This window comes from Collinsella aerofaciens, from assembly GCF_040915425.1.
GTDB lineage: Bacteria > Actinomycetota > Coriobacteriia > Coriobacteriales > Coriobacteriaceae > Collinsella > Collinsella aerofaciens_BW.
This window is the reverse complement of record NZ_JBCPDN010000059.1, coordinates 1-14,805: the sequence shown is the minus strand read 5'-3', so window position 1 is coordinate 14,805 and position 14,805 is coordinate 1. Positions and strand designations below refer to the sequence as shown.

The following is a 14,805-nucleotide window of genomic DNA, read 5'->3' as shown; positions in this document are numbered from 1 at the left end:
TCTGATGGTGTCGACGTCAATGGTATACGGGTGCATCATCGACGTCTTCAATACAGAAGATATCAGTGCGGAATGTTTTGGGAGGTAGCCCAAACAGCCCCGGCTGGGGTCCTGTGTAGTCACCCTCTAGGCGGAACTCTCCTGATGGGCTGGACGCACGGGATACTTTCTTGGCAACTACCGTTTATCGCGTATAGCTACCGTTTGCGGAATAAGTAACACTCCTCAATAAACCGTGTAGAATCCTAGATAAGCACGGAGTTTTCCAGGGAGACGCTGTCCTTTGTTGTGTGCAAGGGGCGGCGTCTCTTTGGCGCTTGGACGCTGTTGTGCAACAGTGCGGCGGCGCGTGCCATGTATTGAAAAGCCAATGTCGAGATGGGTCGTGATAATAATGGGCAAGTACGTAATCGTGGTCGAGTCTGGGTCGGATGTGACGCCGGAGCTCTGCGAGCGCTACGGCATCGTGCGCGTGCCCATGCATGTCACGATTGGTGACGAGACCGTCGAGGACGGCTCGATCGATCCGCTCGAGATTTATTCACGCTGCAACGAGTTTGGCGTAATGCCCAAGACCAGCGGCTGCGCGCCTGCGGATTTTGCTCACGTGTATGACCGCATTCATGCCGAGCAGCCCGACGCGACTATTCTGCATCTTGCGTACTCCGAGGCCACGACCTGCTCGCATCAGTCCTCCAAGATTGCAGCTAAGGGCCGCGACTACGTGTTCTCCATGGACACGCGCTTTGTCTCGGTGGGCCAGTCGCTCGTTGTCGTCGAGACCGCCAAATACATCGAGGCTCACCCCGATGCCACCGTCGACGAGATCTTTGCTTTTACGAATTCCGTCATGGATCGTGTGCTGCTGGGCTTTGTTCCTACCGACCTAGCCTTCCTTAAGGCGGGCGGTCGCTTGTCCAACATGGCATTCCTTGGCGCCCATCTGCTCAAGATTAAGCCCTGCATTGAGGTAACGGGCGGCAAGTTCGTGGCAACCAAGAAGTTCCGCGGCTCTATGCTCAAATGCGCCCGCGCCTTTATTGACCACATGGTTGCGAAGGGCGAGATTGACTACTCGCACATTGGCCTGGCGTATTCGGTGGGCCTTTCCCAGGAGTTGCGCGACGACATGGAGGTCTATGCGCATGACCTGGGCTTTAAGGATATTACTTGGACTCAGGTCGGCGGCGTCATCTCGAGTCATTGCGGTCCGACCGCCTTCGGTGCGGTGCTCACGCTAAAGGCGTAAGGCCTGGCGTCTATCGATTTCTATTGCCTCGGCGACGGGCGGGTTGTGACAACCTTCCCGCCGCTTTTGCGTGGAGTCAAATAGGACGACCTAATTGACCTCTAAACCGTTTCGCCATCATGCGTATGGGCTAGAATGGCTCTGGCATTTATGTAACTAAAACCAAAGAGAGGCAAGGTAGCGGGAATGGCTGAGATGACGCTCGAGGGTGTGGACGCTCGTCCCGAGGACTCCGCGTTTGCCCTGGGTCGCGTACATTCGATTGAGACGATGGGTACGGTTGACGGTCCCGGCATCCGCTTCGTAGTGTTTGTCCAAGGCTGTCCCATGCGCTGCGCGTATTGCCACAATCCCGATACTTGGTCTGTTAACGGCGGCACCATGGTGACCGTCGAGCACCTCATGGACGAGTTCCAGAGTAACCATGAGTTTTACCGCAGCGGCGGAATTACGGTTTCGGGTGGCGAGCCGCTTCTGCAGCCCGAGTTTTTGGCCGACCTGTTCCGTACAATGCACAACAACCCCGATGGCCGCGTGCATACCTGCCTTGACAGCTGCGGATATGCGTTTGACCCCAACCACCCCGAGAAGTTCGATGCCGTTCTCAACGAGACCGACATGGTGCTGCTCGACATTAAGCATGCCGATCCGGTTGAGCATAAAAAGCTGACCGGATGCGATCCTGCGCGCATTCTGGCGTTTGGCGATGAGCTGGCGCGTCGTAGGATCAAGGTCGTTATCCGTCACGTAGTGGTGCCGGGTATTACCGACACGGTGGAGGAGTGCGAGGCACTCGGTCGCCTGATTGCCCCGTGGCATAACGTGGTGGGCTTGGAAATGCTGCCGTATCACACGATGGGCGTCGTCAAGTACGAGCAACTGGGCATTCCCTATAAGCTTGAGGGCGTGCCCCAGATGGATACCGCGCGCATGCCCGAGCTGCGCAATGCAGTTATGACCGGCATGAAAAAGCGCCGCGTGGAGCTAAAAAACGCCATCGGCTAGCAAGTCATTTTGCTCCTCTACGATACCCGCGCTGCGCTGGTCTAGCGGCTTCGTATTGCGCGGTTGAGTCAAAATGCTGGTACCATACCGTGGATAGCAGTTTTCACGGGTTTGGGGGATGGTATGCCTACCATCGCAATCATCGGTGCACTCGAAAAAGAGGTTGCGCAGATTAAAGAAGAGCTGAGTGGCGCACATGAGGCGCAGGAGGCGGGCTTGACCGTTGTGAGCGGCGAGCTTGACGGTCTGACGGTGGTCGCCACGACCGCTGGCATGGGTACCGTGAACGCCGCTGCCGCAACGCAGCATCTCATCAGCAAATACGCCCCGCAGGCCGTTGTGTTTTCAGGTATCGCGGGAGGCCTAAACCCTAAACTGCATATTAACGACGTGGTTATAGGCAAGTGCCTGCGCTATCTGGATACCGATACGGCACTCATCGCCGAGTCCGCGCCGGGGCTCGAGGAGTTTGTCTCGACGCCGGCGTTGGCTGATGTTGCCGCCGCCGTGCTTGCCGAGCATGGATTTGTGGATGCCTCGGCGGATGAGACTTCTGCGAAGAAGGACCCCAAGCAGTTCCTGTGTGGCACTATCGCCACGGGTGACCGCTTTGTTACGGGTGACGCCATGCGTAACGCTGCGATTGAGGCCACGCATGCCGATTGCGTCGAGATGGAGGGCGCGGCAATTGCGCACATCGCGGCCAAGAATGGTGTCGATTGCCTGGTGCTGCGCGCTATCAGCGATAATTGTGACGAGGCATATGACGCGTTTTGTGAGCGCGAGTTCGATCTGGATGAGTACGCTCGCACCGCGAGCGGCATCACGCTTGACATCGTTCGTCGTATCGCCGCCGCGTAATAGCGCGCCCGTTTTGTAAAAATCTACGACCAAGGAGTGTCCATGGCCGATTCAATTAACTACCAGCTTGCCAAGTTCGTCGCCAGCTACGGCAAGGTTTCGCAGATTCCCGAGTCAACCTGTCCCGAGGTGAGCTTCGTCGGCCGCTCCAACGTGGGCAAGTCCTCCATCATGAACAAACTCTTTGGCCGCAAGAACCTGGTCAAGGTTTCGAGCACGCCGGGCAAGACGAGCAACATCAACTTTTTTGAGGCCGACGACGTGCATTTTGTGGACCTGCCGGGCTACGGTTTCGCCCGTCGTTCCAAGGCCGAGCGCGACCGCTGGGCCGAGCTCATTGGCGATTTCTTTGACTCCGAGCGCAGCTTTAACTTGGTCGTCTCTCTGGTGGATATCCGCCACGACCCCAGCAAGCTCGATCACGACATGATTGACTACCTGCAGGGCAACGAGTTCAACTTTATCGTCTGCCTCACCAAGGCCGACAAGCTCAGCCGCACCCAACAGGCCCGCCAGGCAGCAGCCATCAAAAAGCAGCTCAACGTCCCTGCCGAGAATGTGATCATCACGAGCTCCCAGACCGGCGTGGGCATCGACGTACTCAAAAAGCGCATCGCCGAGGCTTGCCTCTAATAAGTGCTCCTATCAATAAAATGCAGAACATCAGCCCGGCGACTTTCCAGAGCGTAGGTCCCTGTAGCCGCCGCCGGCGAAGTTAACATAGGGGAGGCCAGGGGCTTTGCCCCCAAATCTTTCCGCAGGACGGCAGGACCCCCGCCGCACGAAGTGCACAGCGGGGGTCCTGCCATGTCCGAGGACGATTTGGGGGCAAAGCCCCTGGCCTCCCCGGCGAGTATACGGGACGGCGACTACAGGTATTCGATCTGGGCGCCTTCCGTGTCGCACGTGAGGATATGCGTGTCGCACTTGGGGAACTGCTCGAGCAGCTTGACCTGCAGGAACTTTGCCACGATGGTGTCGTCAGTCACGGCCATGAGGGTCGAGCCGGAGCCACTGATCCAGATGGTCTTGGCGCCTCCGTTAAGGCAGGTGTCGCGCACGGCGTTGTAGTCGGGGATGAGGCGGCGGCGATAGGGCTCCTGGATGCGGTCGTCGTTGGCGGCGGCAATCAGGTCAAGGTCGCCGGTCTCCAGGCCGCGCGTCATGCCGGCGATGCGGCCCATTTGCCATACGGCGGTGGAGAGTGGAATCTCCTGTGGCACAACCTTGCGGGCCTCGCTCGTATGCACCTCGTAGGGCGGAATCACGGTAATAAAACGCAAGCGATCGCTCACCTCGTAGCGCAGGCACTGGGGAAGCGAATCGGTCGGCGTAAAGGAGCAGACGGCGCCGCCCAGGATAGCGGGGGCGACGTTATCGGGATGGCCCTCGACCTCGGTGGCAATGCGGACGAGCTCGGCACGGTCGACGGTGTGGCCCGTCAGCGCGGCGGCCGCCATAATGCCGGCGACGACGCAGGTGGAGCTGGAACCCAGGCCGCGGGCGACGGGCACGTCGGTCTGAATATCGATGGCAACAGGAAAAGCCGGCTCGCCCCATGCGGCCAGAGCATCGACAAAGCTCACATAGACCAGGTTATTCTCGTTTTGGAACTCCTCGGGGCAGCCCGTGATGGTGAGCTTGTCGGCGCGCTCGAAGGTGAAGTGCGAGTAGAGGCTGACGGCCATGCCGAGGGTATCGTAGCCGATGCCCAAGTTGGCGCTCGTTGCTGGGACGGTGATTTTGATCATGTGAGTCCTCCTGGCGTGCCTGGCTGTTTAGTTCGCTGCTCGGGCAGTCCTGCGCAAGACGGAAAGCACATTAAGTGCTTTCCTTTGCGTGCGGAACTCGCGACGAACTAAACAGCCAGGCACGCTGTGCGCGTTCGTCATCATCCCGGGGGTTATCTGATGAAAGAAGGTGCGCCGGCTTTCGCCGGCGCTTAATAAGGGGTTTATTTGGAAGCCATCTTTTTTGCTGCAGACTCTACGTAGTTGGCCATGTCGGCTACGTCGCAGACGTCTTCGAAACGGACGGGCTTGGATTCGAGTTCGGCGAGCTGGGTCGGGGCGACCGTGTTGGTGGCCTGCTCGAGCACACGCATAGCCTCAAAATCATCTTCGGGAACGTCGAGGCCCAGGGCGTCGCAGCAGGCGCGCGGGAACTTGTAGGGGCTGGCGGTCGAAAGCAGCACGCGGGCCTTGGCGCCCTCGGCGGGGGCGACCTTTTCGAAGACGTGATAGCCGCAGGCGGTGTGCGGGTCGATCACGTAGCCGTTCGCATCCCAGCAGCTCTTGATGGCAGTGCGGACCTCGTCCTCGTTGGCCCAACCGCAGCCAAAGACGCTCTGAATCTTTGCCAGCAGGTCAGTGGGAACCTCGTAGCGACCAGTCTGTGCCAGCTGCTCCATAAGGCCGGCAACGAGTTCGCAGTCGCCATCGGACAGGAAGTAGAGCATGCGCTCGAGGTTGGAGCTGATGAGGATGTCCATCGACGGCGAGATGGTCGTGAAGAACGGACGGTTACGGTCGTAAACGCCGGTGGTCAGGAAGTCGGCAAGCACGTTGTTCTTGTCGCTCGCCACGACGAGCTTGGCGACGGGCAGACCCATGCGCTTGGCGTAGTAGCCGGCCAAGATATCGCCAAAGTTGCCGGTCGGTACGCAGAACTCCACGGCGTCGCCGGCCTTGATGACGCCGGCGCGCAGCAGCTGCGCATAGGCGGCAAAGTAGTAGACGACCTGCGGTACCAGGCGGCCGACGTTGATGGAGTTGGCGCTCGAAAGCACCGTGCCGGCGGCCTCCAGACGCTCGGCAAGCTCCTTATCGGCAAAGATGCGCTTGACGGCGCTCTGAGCGTCGTCAAAGTTGCCGCGGATGCCGCAGACGGCGACGTTGTCGCCCTCCTGCGTGGACATCTGCAGGTTCTGGACGCGGCTAACCTTGCCCTCGGGATAAAAGACGGTGATGCCCGTGCCCGGAGCGTCGGCAAAACCGGCGAGCGCGGCCTTGCCCGTGTCGCCCGACGTGGCGGTGACGATCATGATGCGCTCGGCGCCACCGTCCTTGGCGGAAGTGCGGGCCATCAGGCGGGGGAGCATCTGCAGGGCGACGTCCTTGAAGGCGCTCGTGGGACCGCCAAAGAGCTCCATCACATAGGTCTGAGGGGCGTCAGCGCCCGGCGCAGCGTCGAGTTTGACGAGCGGCGTAACCTCTTCACTCGCGAACGTGCCGCGGTATGCCTCGTCGACACACGCCGAAATTTCTTCGGCCGTGTAATCATTCAGTAACATTCCCAACACATCTTGAGCGATTTCAAAGTACGATTTATCTGCAAGCGAGCTGATATCGACCTGCTGGGTGCCGAGCTCGTCCGAGACAAACAAACCCCCGTCGGGAGCGATGCCGGTACGGATTGCCACCTTACTTGAGCACGATAAAGTGCGTCCTCGTGTACTATGATAAGTTCCCATATAACACTGCTCCTCGGATGCCTTGGTCCCAATCGGTGAAACCATGGTATCAGAGCACGCAAAATAGGTTCGCAGAGGCTTTTAGAAAGGTAACCTCCAGCCCATGATTAAGATTGCCAAGTTTGGCGGCTCGTCGGTCGCCGACGCCGAACACTTCAAGAAGATCAAGGCCATCGTCGATGCCGACCCTGCCCGCCGTTTTGTGGTGGTTTCTGCCTGCGGTCGCCGCTTTAAGGGCGACACCAAGGTGACCGACCTGCTCTACCTGGTTAACGCGCACGTTAAGTATCACGTGTCGTGCGAGGAGTTGCTCGAGGACATTGGCCAGCGCTATTTTGATATTGCTGACGAGCTGGAGCTTACCTATCCCATCCGCGAGGAGTTCGCGGCCTTTGCCGAGCGCGCCCGCTCGGGCGGTTACTCCACCGAGGAGCTCGTGAGCCGCGGTGAGTACTTCACCGCTCGCCTGATGGCCGAGTACCTGGGCCTGCCGTTCCTGGATGCCGCGACGGTCGTTGCGTTCCATCACGACGGTACGCTCAGCATGAACCGCACCTCCGAGCTGGTGCAGGAGTACGGTCAGCAGGGCGGCTTTGTTATGCCCGGTTTCTACGGCGCGACGCGTGAGGGCCAGATCAAGCTGCTCGATCGTGGCGGCGGCGATATCTCGGGCTCGATTTTGGCTAAGTGCCTGGGCGCCGACCTTTACGAGAACTGGACCGACGTCTCGGGTTTCTATTCTGCGGATCCGCGTATTGTTCCGGAGGCTCAGCCCATTGCGCGCGTTACCTACGAGGAGCTGCGCGAGCTTTCGTACATGGGCGCAAGCGTCCTGCACGAGGAAGCCGTGTTCCCCGTGCGCGAGGCAGGCATTCCGCTGGTCATCAAGAACACCAATGCGCCGCAGGACCCCGGCACCATCATTAGCGAGACGGCTGACGAGGGCGAGGCAGAGCCCATCATTACCGGCGTGACTGGCAAGCGCGGTTTTGTCGCCATCAACGTCGCCCGCGACCGCACCAAGCCGCGCGTCGGCTTTATGCGCCGCGCGCTATCGGTGTTCGAGCGCTATGACGTCTCCGTCGAGCACATGCCCACCGGCGTCGACCGCTTTGGCGCCGTGGTGCAGGAGCAGGACGTGCACGATTCGCTGTACTCGCTCGTGGGAGACATTCAGCAGGAGGTCGAGCCGCTCGAGATCGAGGTTGTCGAGGGCCTGGCGCTTATCGCGACCGTCGGCCGTAACCTGCGCGGGCGCGCAGGTATCTCGGGTCACCTGTTTGGCATGCTTGGCCAGGCCGGCGTGAGCGTGCGTATGATTTCGCAGAGCTGTGACGAGATCAACATCATTATCGGTGTCGAGGAGAAGGACTTCGACCTAGCGATTCAGACCATTTACCGTGCCTTCTCCGACGAAAACGGCATTGTGAAGGTCTCCGATCTGGAGGCTCCTGCGCCGGTCGATCCCGCTCTGGCCGCGCTCAAAAAGTAGCGACTGCTCGGTAGATTTTTGGGTCATGTCTCAAAAATCTACGGCAGGGCGTTTCGTTTCGGTTTCGTTTCGACGGGGCGGGTTTCGTGCCCGCCCCGTTCTTGTATACACTGGCAACAATAATCGGCCTGCTCGGCGTGCGGGCAAAAGCCACAACCTTTAAAGGGGGAAGCATGAAACAGTACACGGTTGCTATTTTGGGCGCGACGGGAGCCGTGGGCACCCAGATGCTCGAGTGCCTCAACGAGCAGGAGTTTCCGGTCGGTAAGCTCAAGCTGCTGGCGAGCGCGCGCTCTGCGGGCAAGACCGTTGAGTTCCGCGGCGAGCAAATCGTGATTGAGGAGGCTTGCCCCGAGGCCTTTGAGGGCTGCGATATTGTGCTCGGAGCCGCCGGCGACGATATCGCGAAGGAGCTGCTGCCCGAGGCTGTCAAGCGCGGCGCTGTCGTGGTCGACAACAGCCATGCCTTCCGCATGGATCCCGAGGTGCCGCTGGTCGTGCCCGAGATCAATGCCGACGATATCAAGTGGCATCACGGCCTTATCGCCAACCCCAACTGTGCGACCATTATCGGCCTGGTTCCCACCTGGCCGCTGCATCAGCTTGCCGGCGTAAAGCGTATGATCGTCTCGACGTATCAGGCGGCTTCGGGTGCTGGCGCTCCCGGTATGGCCGAGCTCGAGGCTCAGCTGGCCGCCCTGGGCCGTGGCGAGGAGATTCCCGAGCCGCGCGCATTTGCCGCCCAGCTGGCGAGCAACCTGATTCCGCAGATTGGCGGCGTCAAGGAGGAGGGCTTTACTTCCGAGGAGATGAAGCTGCAAAACGAGGGCCGTAAGATCATGCATCTGCCCGAGCTGCGCGTGAACTGCACTTGTGTGCGCGTGCCCGTGCTGCGTTCGCACTCCGAGAGCATTACGCTCGAGTTTGAGCGCGATATTACGGTGGAAGAGGCCCGTGCTGCGCTGGCTGCTGCTCCTGGCGTCAAGCTGGTTGACGATATGGCTGCCGAGGATGCACACGACCGCTTCCCCATGCCGATGGACACCTCCGACCAGGACCTGATTTGGGTCGGCCGCGTGCGCCGCGACATCTCGAACCCCGAGGCTGCGCGCGGCATCACCTTCTGGTGCTGCGGCGACCAAATCCGTAAGGGCGCGGCAACCAACGCCGTCCAGATCGCTAAGCTGCTCTGCGAGTAAGTTGACCTGTCCGGCGGGGGCCGGGCTTAGTTTTCAGAACGTCCTCGACCATGTGTGGCGCCTTGTCCTGCTCCTTCGGAGCCGCGGACAAGGCGCCACACTGGTCTGCGGAGTGTTCTGAAAGCTAAGCCCGGCCCCCGCCTGCGGTGACTCGGCTGCGAGCAGTCTGCGATAGGGCCGTTGTTGGCTGGGGCCGCTGGGCTGATGTGAGGGCACGTGGCCGTTGCGGGCCCTGGCCCCGGCGGCGGCCTCGGCGCTTTGCGCCTGCCGCCTTGGGGGACTGCGGAGCGCGGCCGGCAGCTGCGGCGCGTTCGCGCCTGCTGCCTGAGGTGGCTTTGGGGTCGATTGGGGTTGTCTGCACAATTCGCGGTATTATGTTGCGGAGTTTTGAAAGGAGCCGCTGGTGGTCACGACGACGTTTGCTTCGCCTTTGGGTGAAATCCTGCTTGCCGCTGATGGCCGCGGTTTGACGGGGCTTTGGTTTGAGGGGCAGGAGCACTTTGGCTCCACGCTTCTCCGGGAAGACTCCGAACATGTTGAAGGCGCCGATGCGGTTTCTGGTGCTGGCGGCATGTCTTCGGTGAATCCGACAAACGGTGCTGCCTCGTCGGTACTTGAGCGTTCTTGGGCTTGGTTGAATGCTTATTTTGCAGGGCAGGAACCTCGGTTTACGCCGCCGTTGCATTTGATTGGCACGGCGTTTCAGCGTGAAGTTTGGTACGAGCTGCTTTCTATTCCGCGTGGCGAGGTCGCCACGTATGGTGAGATCGCCCAGCGTGTTGCGGCTCGACATCGTGTACCGGGAAACGAAGCACCCGTTGCGTCTCCCCGTGCCGTGGGGGCCGCGGTCGCGCGTAATCCCATTTCGATTATTGTGCCGTGCCATCGCGTGGTTGCCGCCGATGGTTCGCTCAACGGATATGCCGGCGGCCTCGACCGCAAGGAGTGGCTGCTGCGGCTTGAGGGCGCGTACGAGGAGTAACGCTCGAGCACTTTGCATAACTAAGACGCCGTGAAAGGACGAGTCACTGTCCCTTCGCGCTCGGCATGCGTCAAAGCGCTCGACACGTGCGCCTTAAGTTTGGCTAAGCCATATCCTGCGTATTTAAAAACGCGCAGGTTGAGCAGCTAAGGCTGCGCTAAGGCGGTTGACGGTACGCTATTATCGGCAGTATCAAAACCTGTATAGCCATGCGCCAAAGGAGCAACTATGAAGTTGATGCTTGCCGAGGACGAACCCGGCCTCTCCCACGCTCTTACCGCGATTCTCCAACATAGCGACTACGAGGTCGACACCGCGCTCGACGGCCTGACGGCGCTCGAGTATCTACTCACCAACGATTACGACGCCGCAATCCTGGACATCATGATGCCCGGCATGGATGGCATTGAGGTGCTCAAGCGCACACGCGCCGCCGGTAAGCGTCTGCCCATCATTATGCTCACGGCAAAAAGCGAGGTGTCCGATAAGGTCGAGGGCCTGGATGCCGGTGCCAACGATTATCTGACCAAGCCGTTTGCCGCCAAGGAGCTGCTTGCGCGTATTCGTGCCATGACGCGTGCCGCGACGGCAATTGACGCCACGACGCTCAGCGTGGGCAACGTGCGTCTCGACACGGCATCGTGCACGCTCGTTGGGCCTTTGGGCGAGGAGCACCTGGCCAATCGTGAGTTTCAGCTTATGGAGCTCTTTATGCGCAACGCCGGCACGCGCATGCCCACCGAGCGTCTGATGCTCGGGGTTTGGGGTGAGGACGCGCCCGAAGGCGCCAACGTGGTGTGGGTCTACATCTCGTACCTGCGCAAAAAGCTGACGGCGCTTGGTGCCAACGTTGCGATTCGTGCATCGCGCAACCAGGGCTATTCGCTCGAGGTTGTTGAGGAGGGCGAATAGGCGTGAGCGCGAGTGCGTGGTGGAAGCGCACGACGGCAAAACTCGGCATGGGCGCGGACTCAGGTAATCCGGGGCGCGCCGATGCTGCCAGTGCAATGGGACGTCGCCTGCGTCGTAAGTTCATCCTGGTTGCCATGGGTGCCGTGACCGCCGTGCTTACGCTTATCATCGCCGGCATCAATATCGTCAACTACTCGCATGTCTGCAAGATGGCCGACGCTCGTCTGGACTATATCTTGGCGGGCAAGGACGGCATCGATTGGACGGATGAGCCCAAGACCGATCCCGGTCAGGATGCGGTTGCCGGCAAGGTTGCTACCGGTAACCGGGCAGCCGTTCGCGATGGGCATTTTGAAGGTATGACGGCGGAGTCTCCCTTCGACACGCGCTACTTTACGGTGTCGATTGCCGGTGGGCAGGTGACCGATGTCAACACGGCCCGCATTGCCGCGGTGGGTGCCAAGCGTGCTGCACGCATCGCTGCAGGACTATATTCCAAGGGTTGGACCTCGGGCTTTTCTGGTAACTACCGCTATACGGTTACGGTTCAGGGCGACGAGACCACCTATGTGTTTGTGGACTGCTCGCGCGAGCTTGCAAGCTTTCATTCGTTTTTGAGCGCGAGCGTGGCGATTAGTTGCATTGGCTGGCTGGCGGTGTTGGCAATTGTGGCGGGTGCCTCGGGCGCGGTGATTCGGCCGATGGTCGAGAGCTACAGCAAGCAAAAGCGCTTTATTACCGATGCAAGCCACGAGATCAAGACGCCGCTGGCCGTGATTGATGCCGCCAATGAGGTGCAAGAGATCGAGAGCGGCGAGAGCGAGTGGACGCAGAGCATTCACGGGCAGGTCGCGCGGCTGACGGCGCTGACGGAGCGTCTGGTATTTTTAGCTCGTATGGACGAGGGCTCGGCGGGCTTTACCATGGCGGCGATCGATCTTTCGGAGGCCGTGGACAAGGCTGCGGCGCCGTTTGAATCGGTGGCGGTTTCGCGCGGAAAGCGGCTGTCGACGTCGATCGCGAGCGGTGTGCGGGCCCATGCCGATGCCGCGGCAGTGGCGCAGGTTGTTGAGCTGCTGCTGGACAACGCCACACGCTACGCAAGCGAGGACAGCGTGATCGAGCTGAGCCTGCGCGCCGTTTCGCGCGGTGCAGGCAAAGGCTCGGCCGAGCTTGTCGTATCGAATGCTGTTGACGAGCTGCCCGAAGGCGACCTGGACCGACTGTTCGACCGCTTCTACCGTGCAGACGTCTCGCGTAGCTCCAAGACGGGCGGCTCGGGCGTGGGTCTATCCGTCGTGCGCGCCATCGCCGAGGCCCATGACGGCTCCGCTACCGTATCCGGCCACGATCATCAGATCGCCTTCACCGTCTGCTTCTAAAACCTGCCAAAAAGGGACAGGTTTATTTTGACAGGTTTTATCTGGGGAAACGTCGACGGAGGAGGCTATGGGCTGAGGGTACGTCCCGGTTTCAGGTCTCGGAATAGGACGTACTTTCCCCTGGAGGGTCGTTCCGGAAACCGTATCCCAGTTTGACGCCTCGGAATGGGATGCGGTTTCCCCTTGAAGGCTCTAGCGGAAGCTGTGTCCCGGAATATCGCTGCGGAATGGGACACGCTTTCCGAATGATGCCTTCAACGGAAACTGCATCCCAGCTTGACGCCTTGGAACGGGATGCGGATTCCGGATGAGCCGCTTGCGGAAAGCATATCCCGGTTTAGCAACGAATTGCGGGACGGACGTTCCACGCGACAGGATCTAAGCGCCGGGACAGCGGCAGGACGGCCTTCTGCGCTCACTCTTGCAGGGCGTAGATCGACTTATCCATGTTGAACAGGTAAGCCATGACGCAGACAATAAAGAGCCCGGCAAAGCCGGCACCCATGCCGATAAGCAAAACGTGTTGCCGGGGTTTCGGAAAGGTATACGCCGCCCGATCCAATGCGAGACGGTTGCGCCGATCTGCACGGCAACGTCAAAACACAAGCGTTAACTGCGCGCCCTGCTCAACGGGCTGCTCCTTGTGCTCGCTCAGAAGGACCATTCGGTCTTCGTATTGCTTTTCGGTCATTTCGATAACGGTGACCTCTCCAGCGCTTGGAAGATTCAGCTTAAGGCGAGCGATATGCGCCGCTGCGGATTCGCGAGTTACCAACAGGCGCGAATACACCGAAAACTGCTCCATATGGTATCCGTCGTTAATCAGAAACTTTCGAAAGTCGCTATACTGCCGACGCTCGGCTTTGCTTCCCGTTGGAAGATCGAACAGAACCAATAACCTCATAACTCTCATGGCTCCTCCCTATTCAACAGATACCATCTCGAGCCCTCTTAGCTCGGGCAACAACAGCCTCTTAGGGTCCTTTTCGAGAACGGCAGTTCTGAGTGAAGAGAGCGTTGTCTCTATGCACTGCTGACAGCCGCAACGTTTTCCGTCGATAGTCATGACGTGCTCAAACACGCGAGCGAGCAACGCTTTGTCGCGCTGGCCCAAAGGCTCTGCAACGCCGTAGCTCATAACAATTAGATCGACGAGAGGGCGGAACGGTTCAATAAGATCGTCGACGAGATTGAATGCGTTGTAAACGCTGTGATGGTGAAGCCCTTGGGATACGAGCCATCCGCCGCTAACGGCTGCTCTTCCGATGCCTGCACGCAGGACGCTGTAACCATAATCGAGGGCGGAGCTCTGCATACTGTTACGTCTTGTTCCATCGGTGATGAGGGCTTTAAAGTACGCGGAGGCAGCTGCGCCTTCTCGATTGTCCGTGTCGCCCGAAAGAACAGTTTTGGCATAAGAGGGGAGAGGGCCTGTAGGCAACCCCATTTCTGTGAGAACCGCCGCTTGGTTGAGTATCTTTGCCTGCACGATCCGTTTCCAAAGCTGCTTTTTTAACGGAAGGCTCATGGCAAGCTGATCCTCGACGATGCGCGCATGGCGTGAATGGGCGCCCATGGGGAGCATAAGACCATTGGGCATATGATCGCGCCCGCAGATCATGACGCCTATTCCCGCGTCGTTGAGTTGTGACATGCAGGCGACCGTCAACGTGGTTTGATGGGATTCGACGATGACGACCCAAATGTCCTCGAGGGGAATGGTGGAGCTGCGGTCGTCCACGGTGATCATCAATAGGCCGTTCTTGATGCAGAGGTGGGCCTTGCTGTGGATAAGTATCGTCCGTTGGGCCATTTTGTCGACGACCTTCCCCGCATTAGCGCTACAATACAGCTAAGTCGAAAGCAGCTCACCTTGGGGAAGGGCGCGGCTCCAGACAAGGGGAGCCACTTAAGTGGCTTACCCGTAAAGTAACCCCCGTTCAATCTTCGGATTGGGCGGGGCGAACTTTTTTGGGCGAGTGTTAGCCAGTATTCCGTAAACGGTAGCTATGGATAGCATTTAGGCGGGTCCTTTTGAGCGTTTTTGCGCCTAAGGATTGATTCGATTGTGAAGATAAGTACATAAATCGCTGTGCCGAATACGGCTCGTTTCTTGCGTGAAGCGCGACGTGCCGACGTATTTTGTCTCGAAAAAATGAATCGCAGATGTAGATCTGGGCTTATAGGACAAAATGTGTGTCCCGATAGAACACCCGTTTCCATCCATTAATCCAGCCAGAACGGGTACGGG

General features: G+C 59.4%; 13 protein-coding genes. 9 read left to right on the top strand and 4 right to left on the bottom strand.

Features of this window, described 5'->3' with window-relative positions:
* Positions 1-394 precede the first annotated feature (394 nt).
* The 4 genes from AB5164_RS08210 to yihA all read left to right on the top strand — a co-directional run bounded on the left by AB5164_RS08210 (position 395) and on the right by yihA (position 3,748).
* Complete coding sequence (locus AB5164_RS08210) at positions 395-1,249, top strand: DegV family protein (RefSeq protein ID WP_368143097.1); 855 nt, start codon at positions 395-397, stop codon at positions 1,247-1,249.
* Between the two features lie 186 nt (positions 1,250-1,435).
* The gene (pflA, locus tag AB5164_RS08205; protein ID WP_368143096.1) at positions 1,436-2,254 is read left to right on the top strand and encodes a pyruvate formate-lyase-activating protein; all 819 of its coding nucleotides are present in this window, start codon (positions 1,436-1,438) and stop codon (positions 2,252-2,254) included.
* Between the two features lie 123 nt (positions 2,255-2,377).
* Positions 2,378-3,115 (top strand): 5'-methylthioadenosine/S-adenosylhomocysteine nucleosidase, encoded by a 738-nt coding sequence (mtnN, locus tag AB5164_RS08200; protein ID WP_368143095.1) that lies wholly within the window; start codon positions 2,378-2,380, stop codon positions 3,113-3,115.
* 42 nt (positions 3,116-3,157) lie between these two features.
* A complete protein-coding gene (yihA, locus tag AB5164_RS08195) occupies positions 3,158-3,748 on the top strand; it encodes a ribosome biogenesis GTP-binding protein YihA/YsxC (RefSeq protein ID WP_368143094.1) in 591 nt (196 codons plus the stop codon).
* 236 nt (positions 3,749-3,984) lie between these two features.
* On the opposite strand, the gene thrB is transcribed toward yihA, so the two are convergent.
* Together thrB and thrC are read right to left on the bottom strand one after the other, a co-directional pair.
* Positions 3,985-4,866: a homoserine kinase gene (thrB, locus tag AB5164_RS08190; protein WP_368143093.1), complete on the bottom strand. Its 882-nt coding sequence runs from the start codon at positions 4,864-4,866 to the stop codon at positions 3,985-3,987.
* Positions 4,867-5,069: 203 nt separating this feature from the next.
* The gene (thrC, locus tag AB5164_RS08185; RefSeq protein WP_368143092.1) at positions 5,070-6,587 is read right to left on the bottom strand and encodes a threonine synthase; all 1,518 of its coding nucleotides are present in this window, start codon (positions 6,585-6,587) and stop codon (positions 5,070-5,072) included.
* A 103-nt stretch (positions 6,588-6,690) separates the two neighbouring features.
* On the opposite strand from thrC, the gene AB5164_RS08180 reads away from it, so the two are divergent.
* The 5 genes from AB5164_RS08180 to AB5164_RS08160 all read left to right on the top strand — a co-directional run bounded on the left by AB5164_RS08180 (position 6,691) and on the right by AB5164_RS08160 (position 12,554).
* Positions 6,691-8,079, top strand: a complete 1,389-nt coding sequence (locus AB5164_RS08180; RefSeq protein ID WP_055252594.1) for an aspartate kinase — start codon at positions 6,691-6,693, stop codon at positions 8,077-8,079.
* A gap of 173 nt (positions 8,080-8,252) precedes the next feature.
* The gene (locus AB5164_RS08175) at positions 8,253-9,278 is read left to right on the top strand and encodes an aspartate-semialdehyde dehydrogenase (RefSeq protein WP_117766544.1); all 1,026 of its coding nucleotides are present in this window, start codon (positions 8,253-8,255) and stop codon (positions 9,276-9,278) included.
* Between the two features lie 403 nt (positions 9,279-9,681).
* Positions 9,682-10,260 (top strand): methylated-DNA--[protein]-cysteine S-methyltransferase, encoded by a 579-nt coding sequence (locus AB5164_RS08170; RefSeq protein WP_368143091.1) that lies wholly within the window; start codon positions 9,682-9,684, stop codon positions 10,258-10,260.
* A gap of 228 nt (positions 10,261-10,488) precedes the next feature.
* Positions 10,489-11,172, top strand: a complete 684-nt coding sequence (locus tag AB5164_RS08165; RefSeq protein ID WP_368143090.1) for a response regulator transcription factor — start codon at positions 10,489-10,491, stop codon at positions 11,170-11,172.
* A 2-nt stretch (positions 11,173-11,174) separates the two neighbouring features.
* On the top strand, positions 11,175-12,554 hold the full coding sequence (locus AB5164_RS08160; RefSeq protein WP_368143089.1) for a sensor histidine kinase: 1,380 nt from the start codon (positions 11,175-11,177) through the stop codon (positions 12,552-12,554).
* A gap of 595 nt (positions 12,555-13,149) precedes the next feature.
* Here AB5164_RS08160 and cas2 read toward each other — a convergent pair.
* Both cas2 and cas1 read right to left on the bottom strand, forming a co-directional pair.
* On the bottom strand, positions 13,150-13,467 hold the full coding sequence (cas2, locus tag AB5164_RS08155; protein WP_195445652.1) for a CRISPR-associated endonuclease Cas2: 318 nt from the start codon (positions 13,465-13,467) through the stop codon (positions 13,150-13,152).
* A 9-nt stretch (positions 13,468-13,476) separates the two neighbouring features.
* Entirely contained in the window at positions 13,477-14,367 is an 891-nt protein-coding gene (gene cas1 / locus AB5164_RS08150; RefSeq protein WP_347479031.1) for a type II CRISPR-associated endonuclease Cas1, read from the bottom strand.
* Positions 14,368-14,805: the final 438 nt, after the last annotated feature.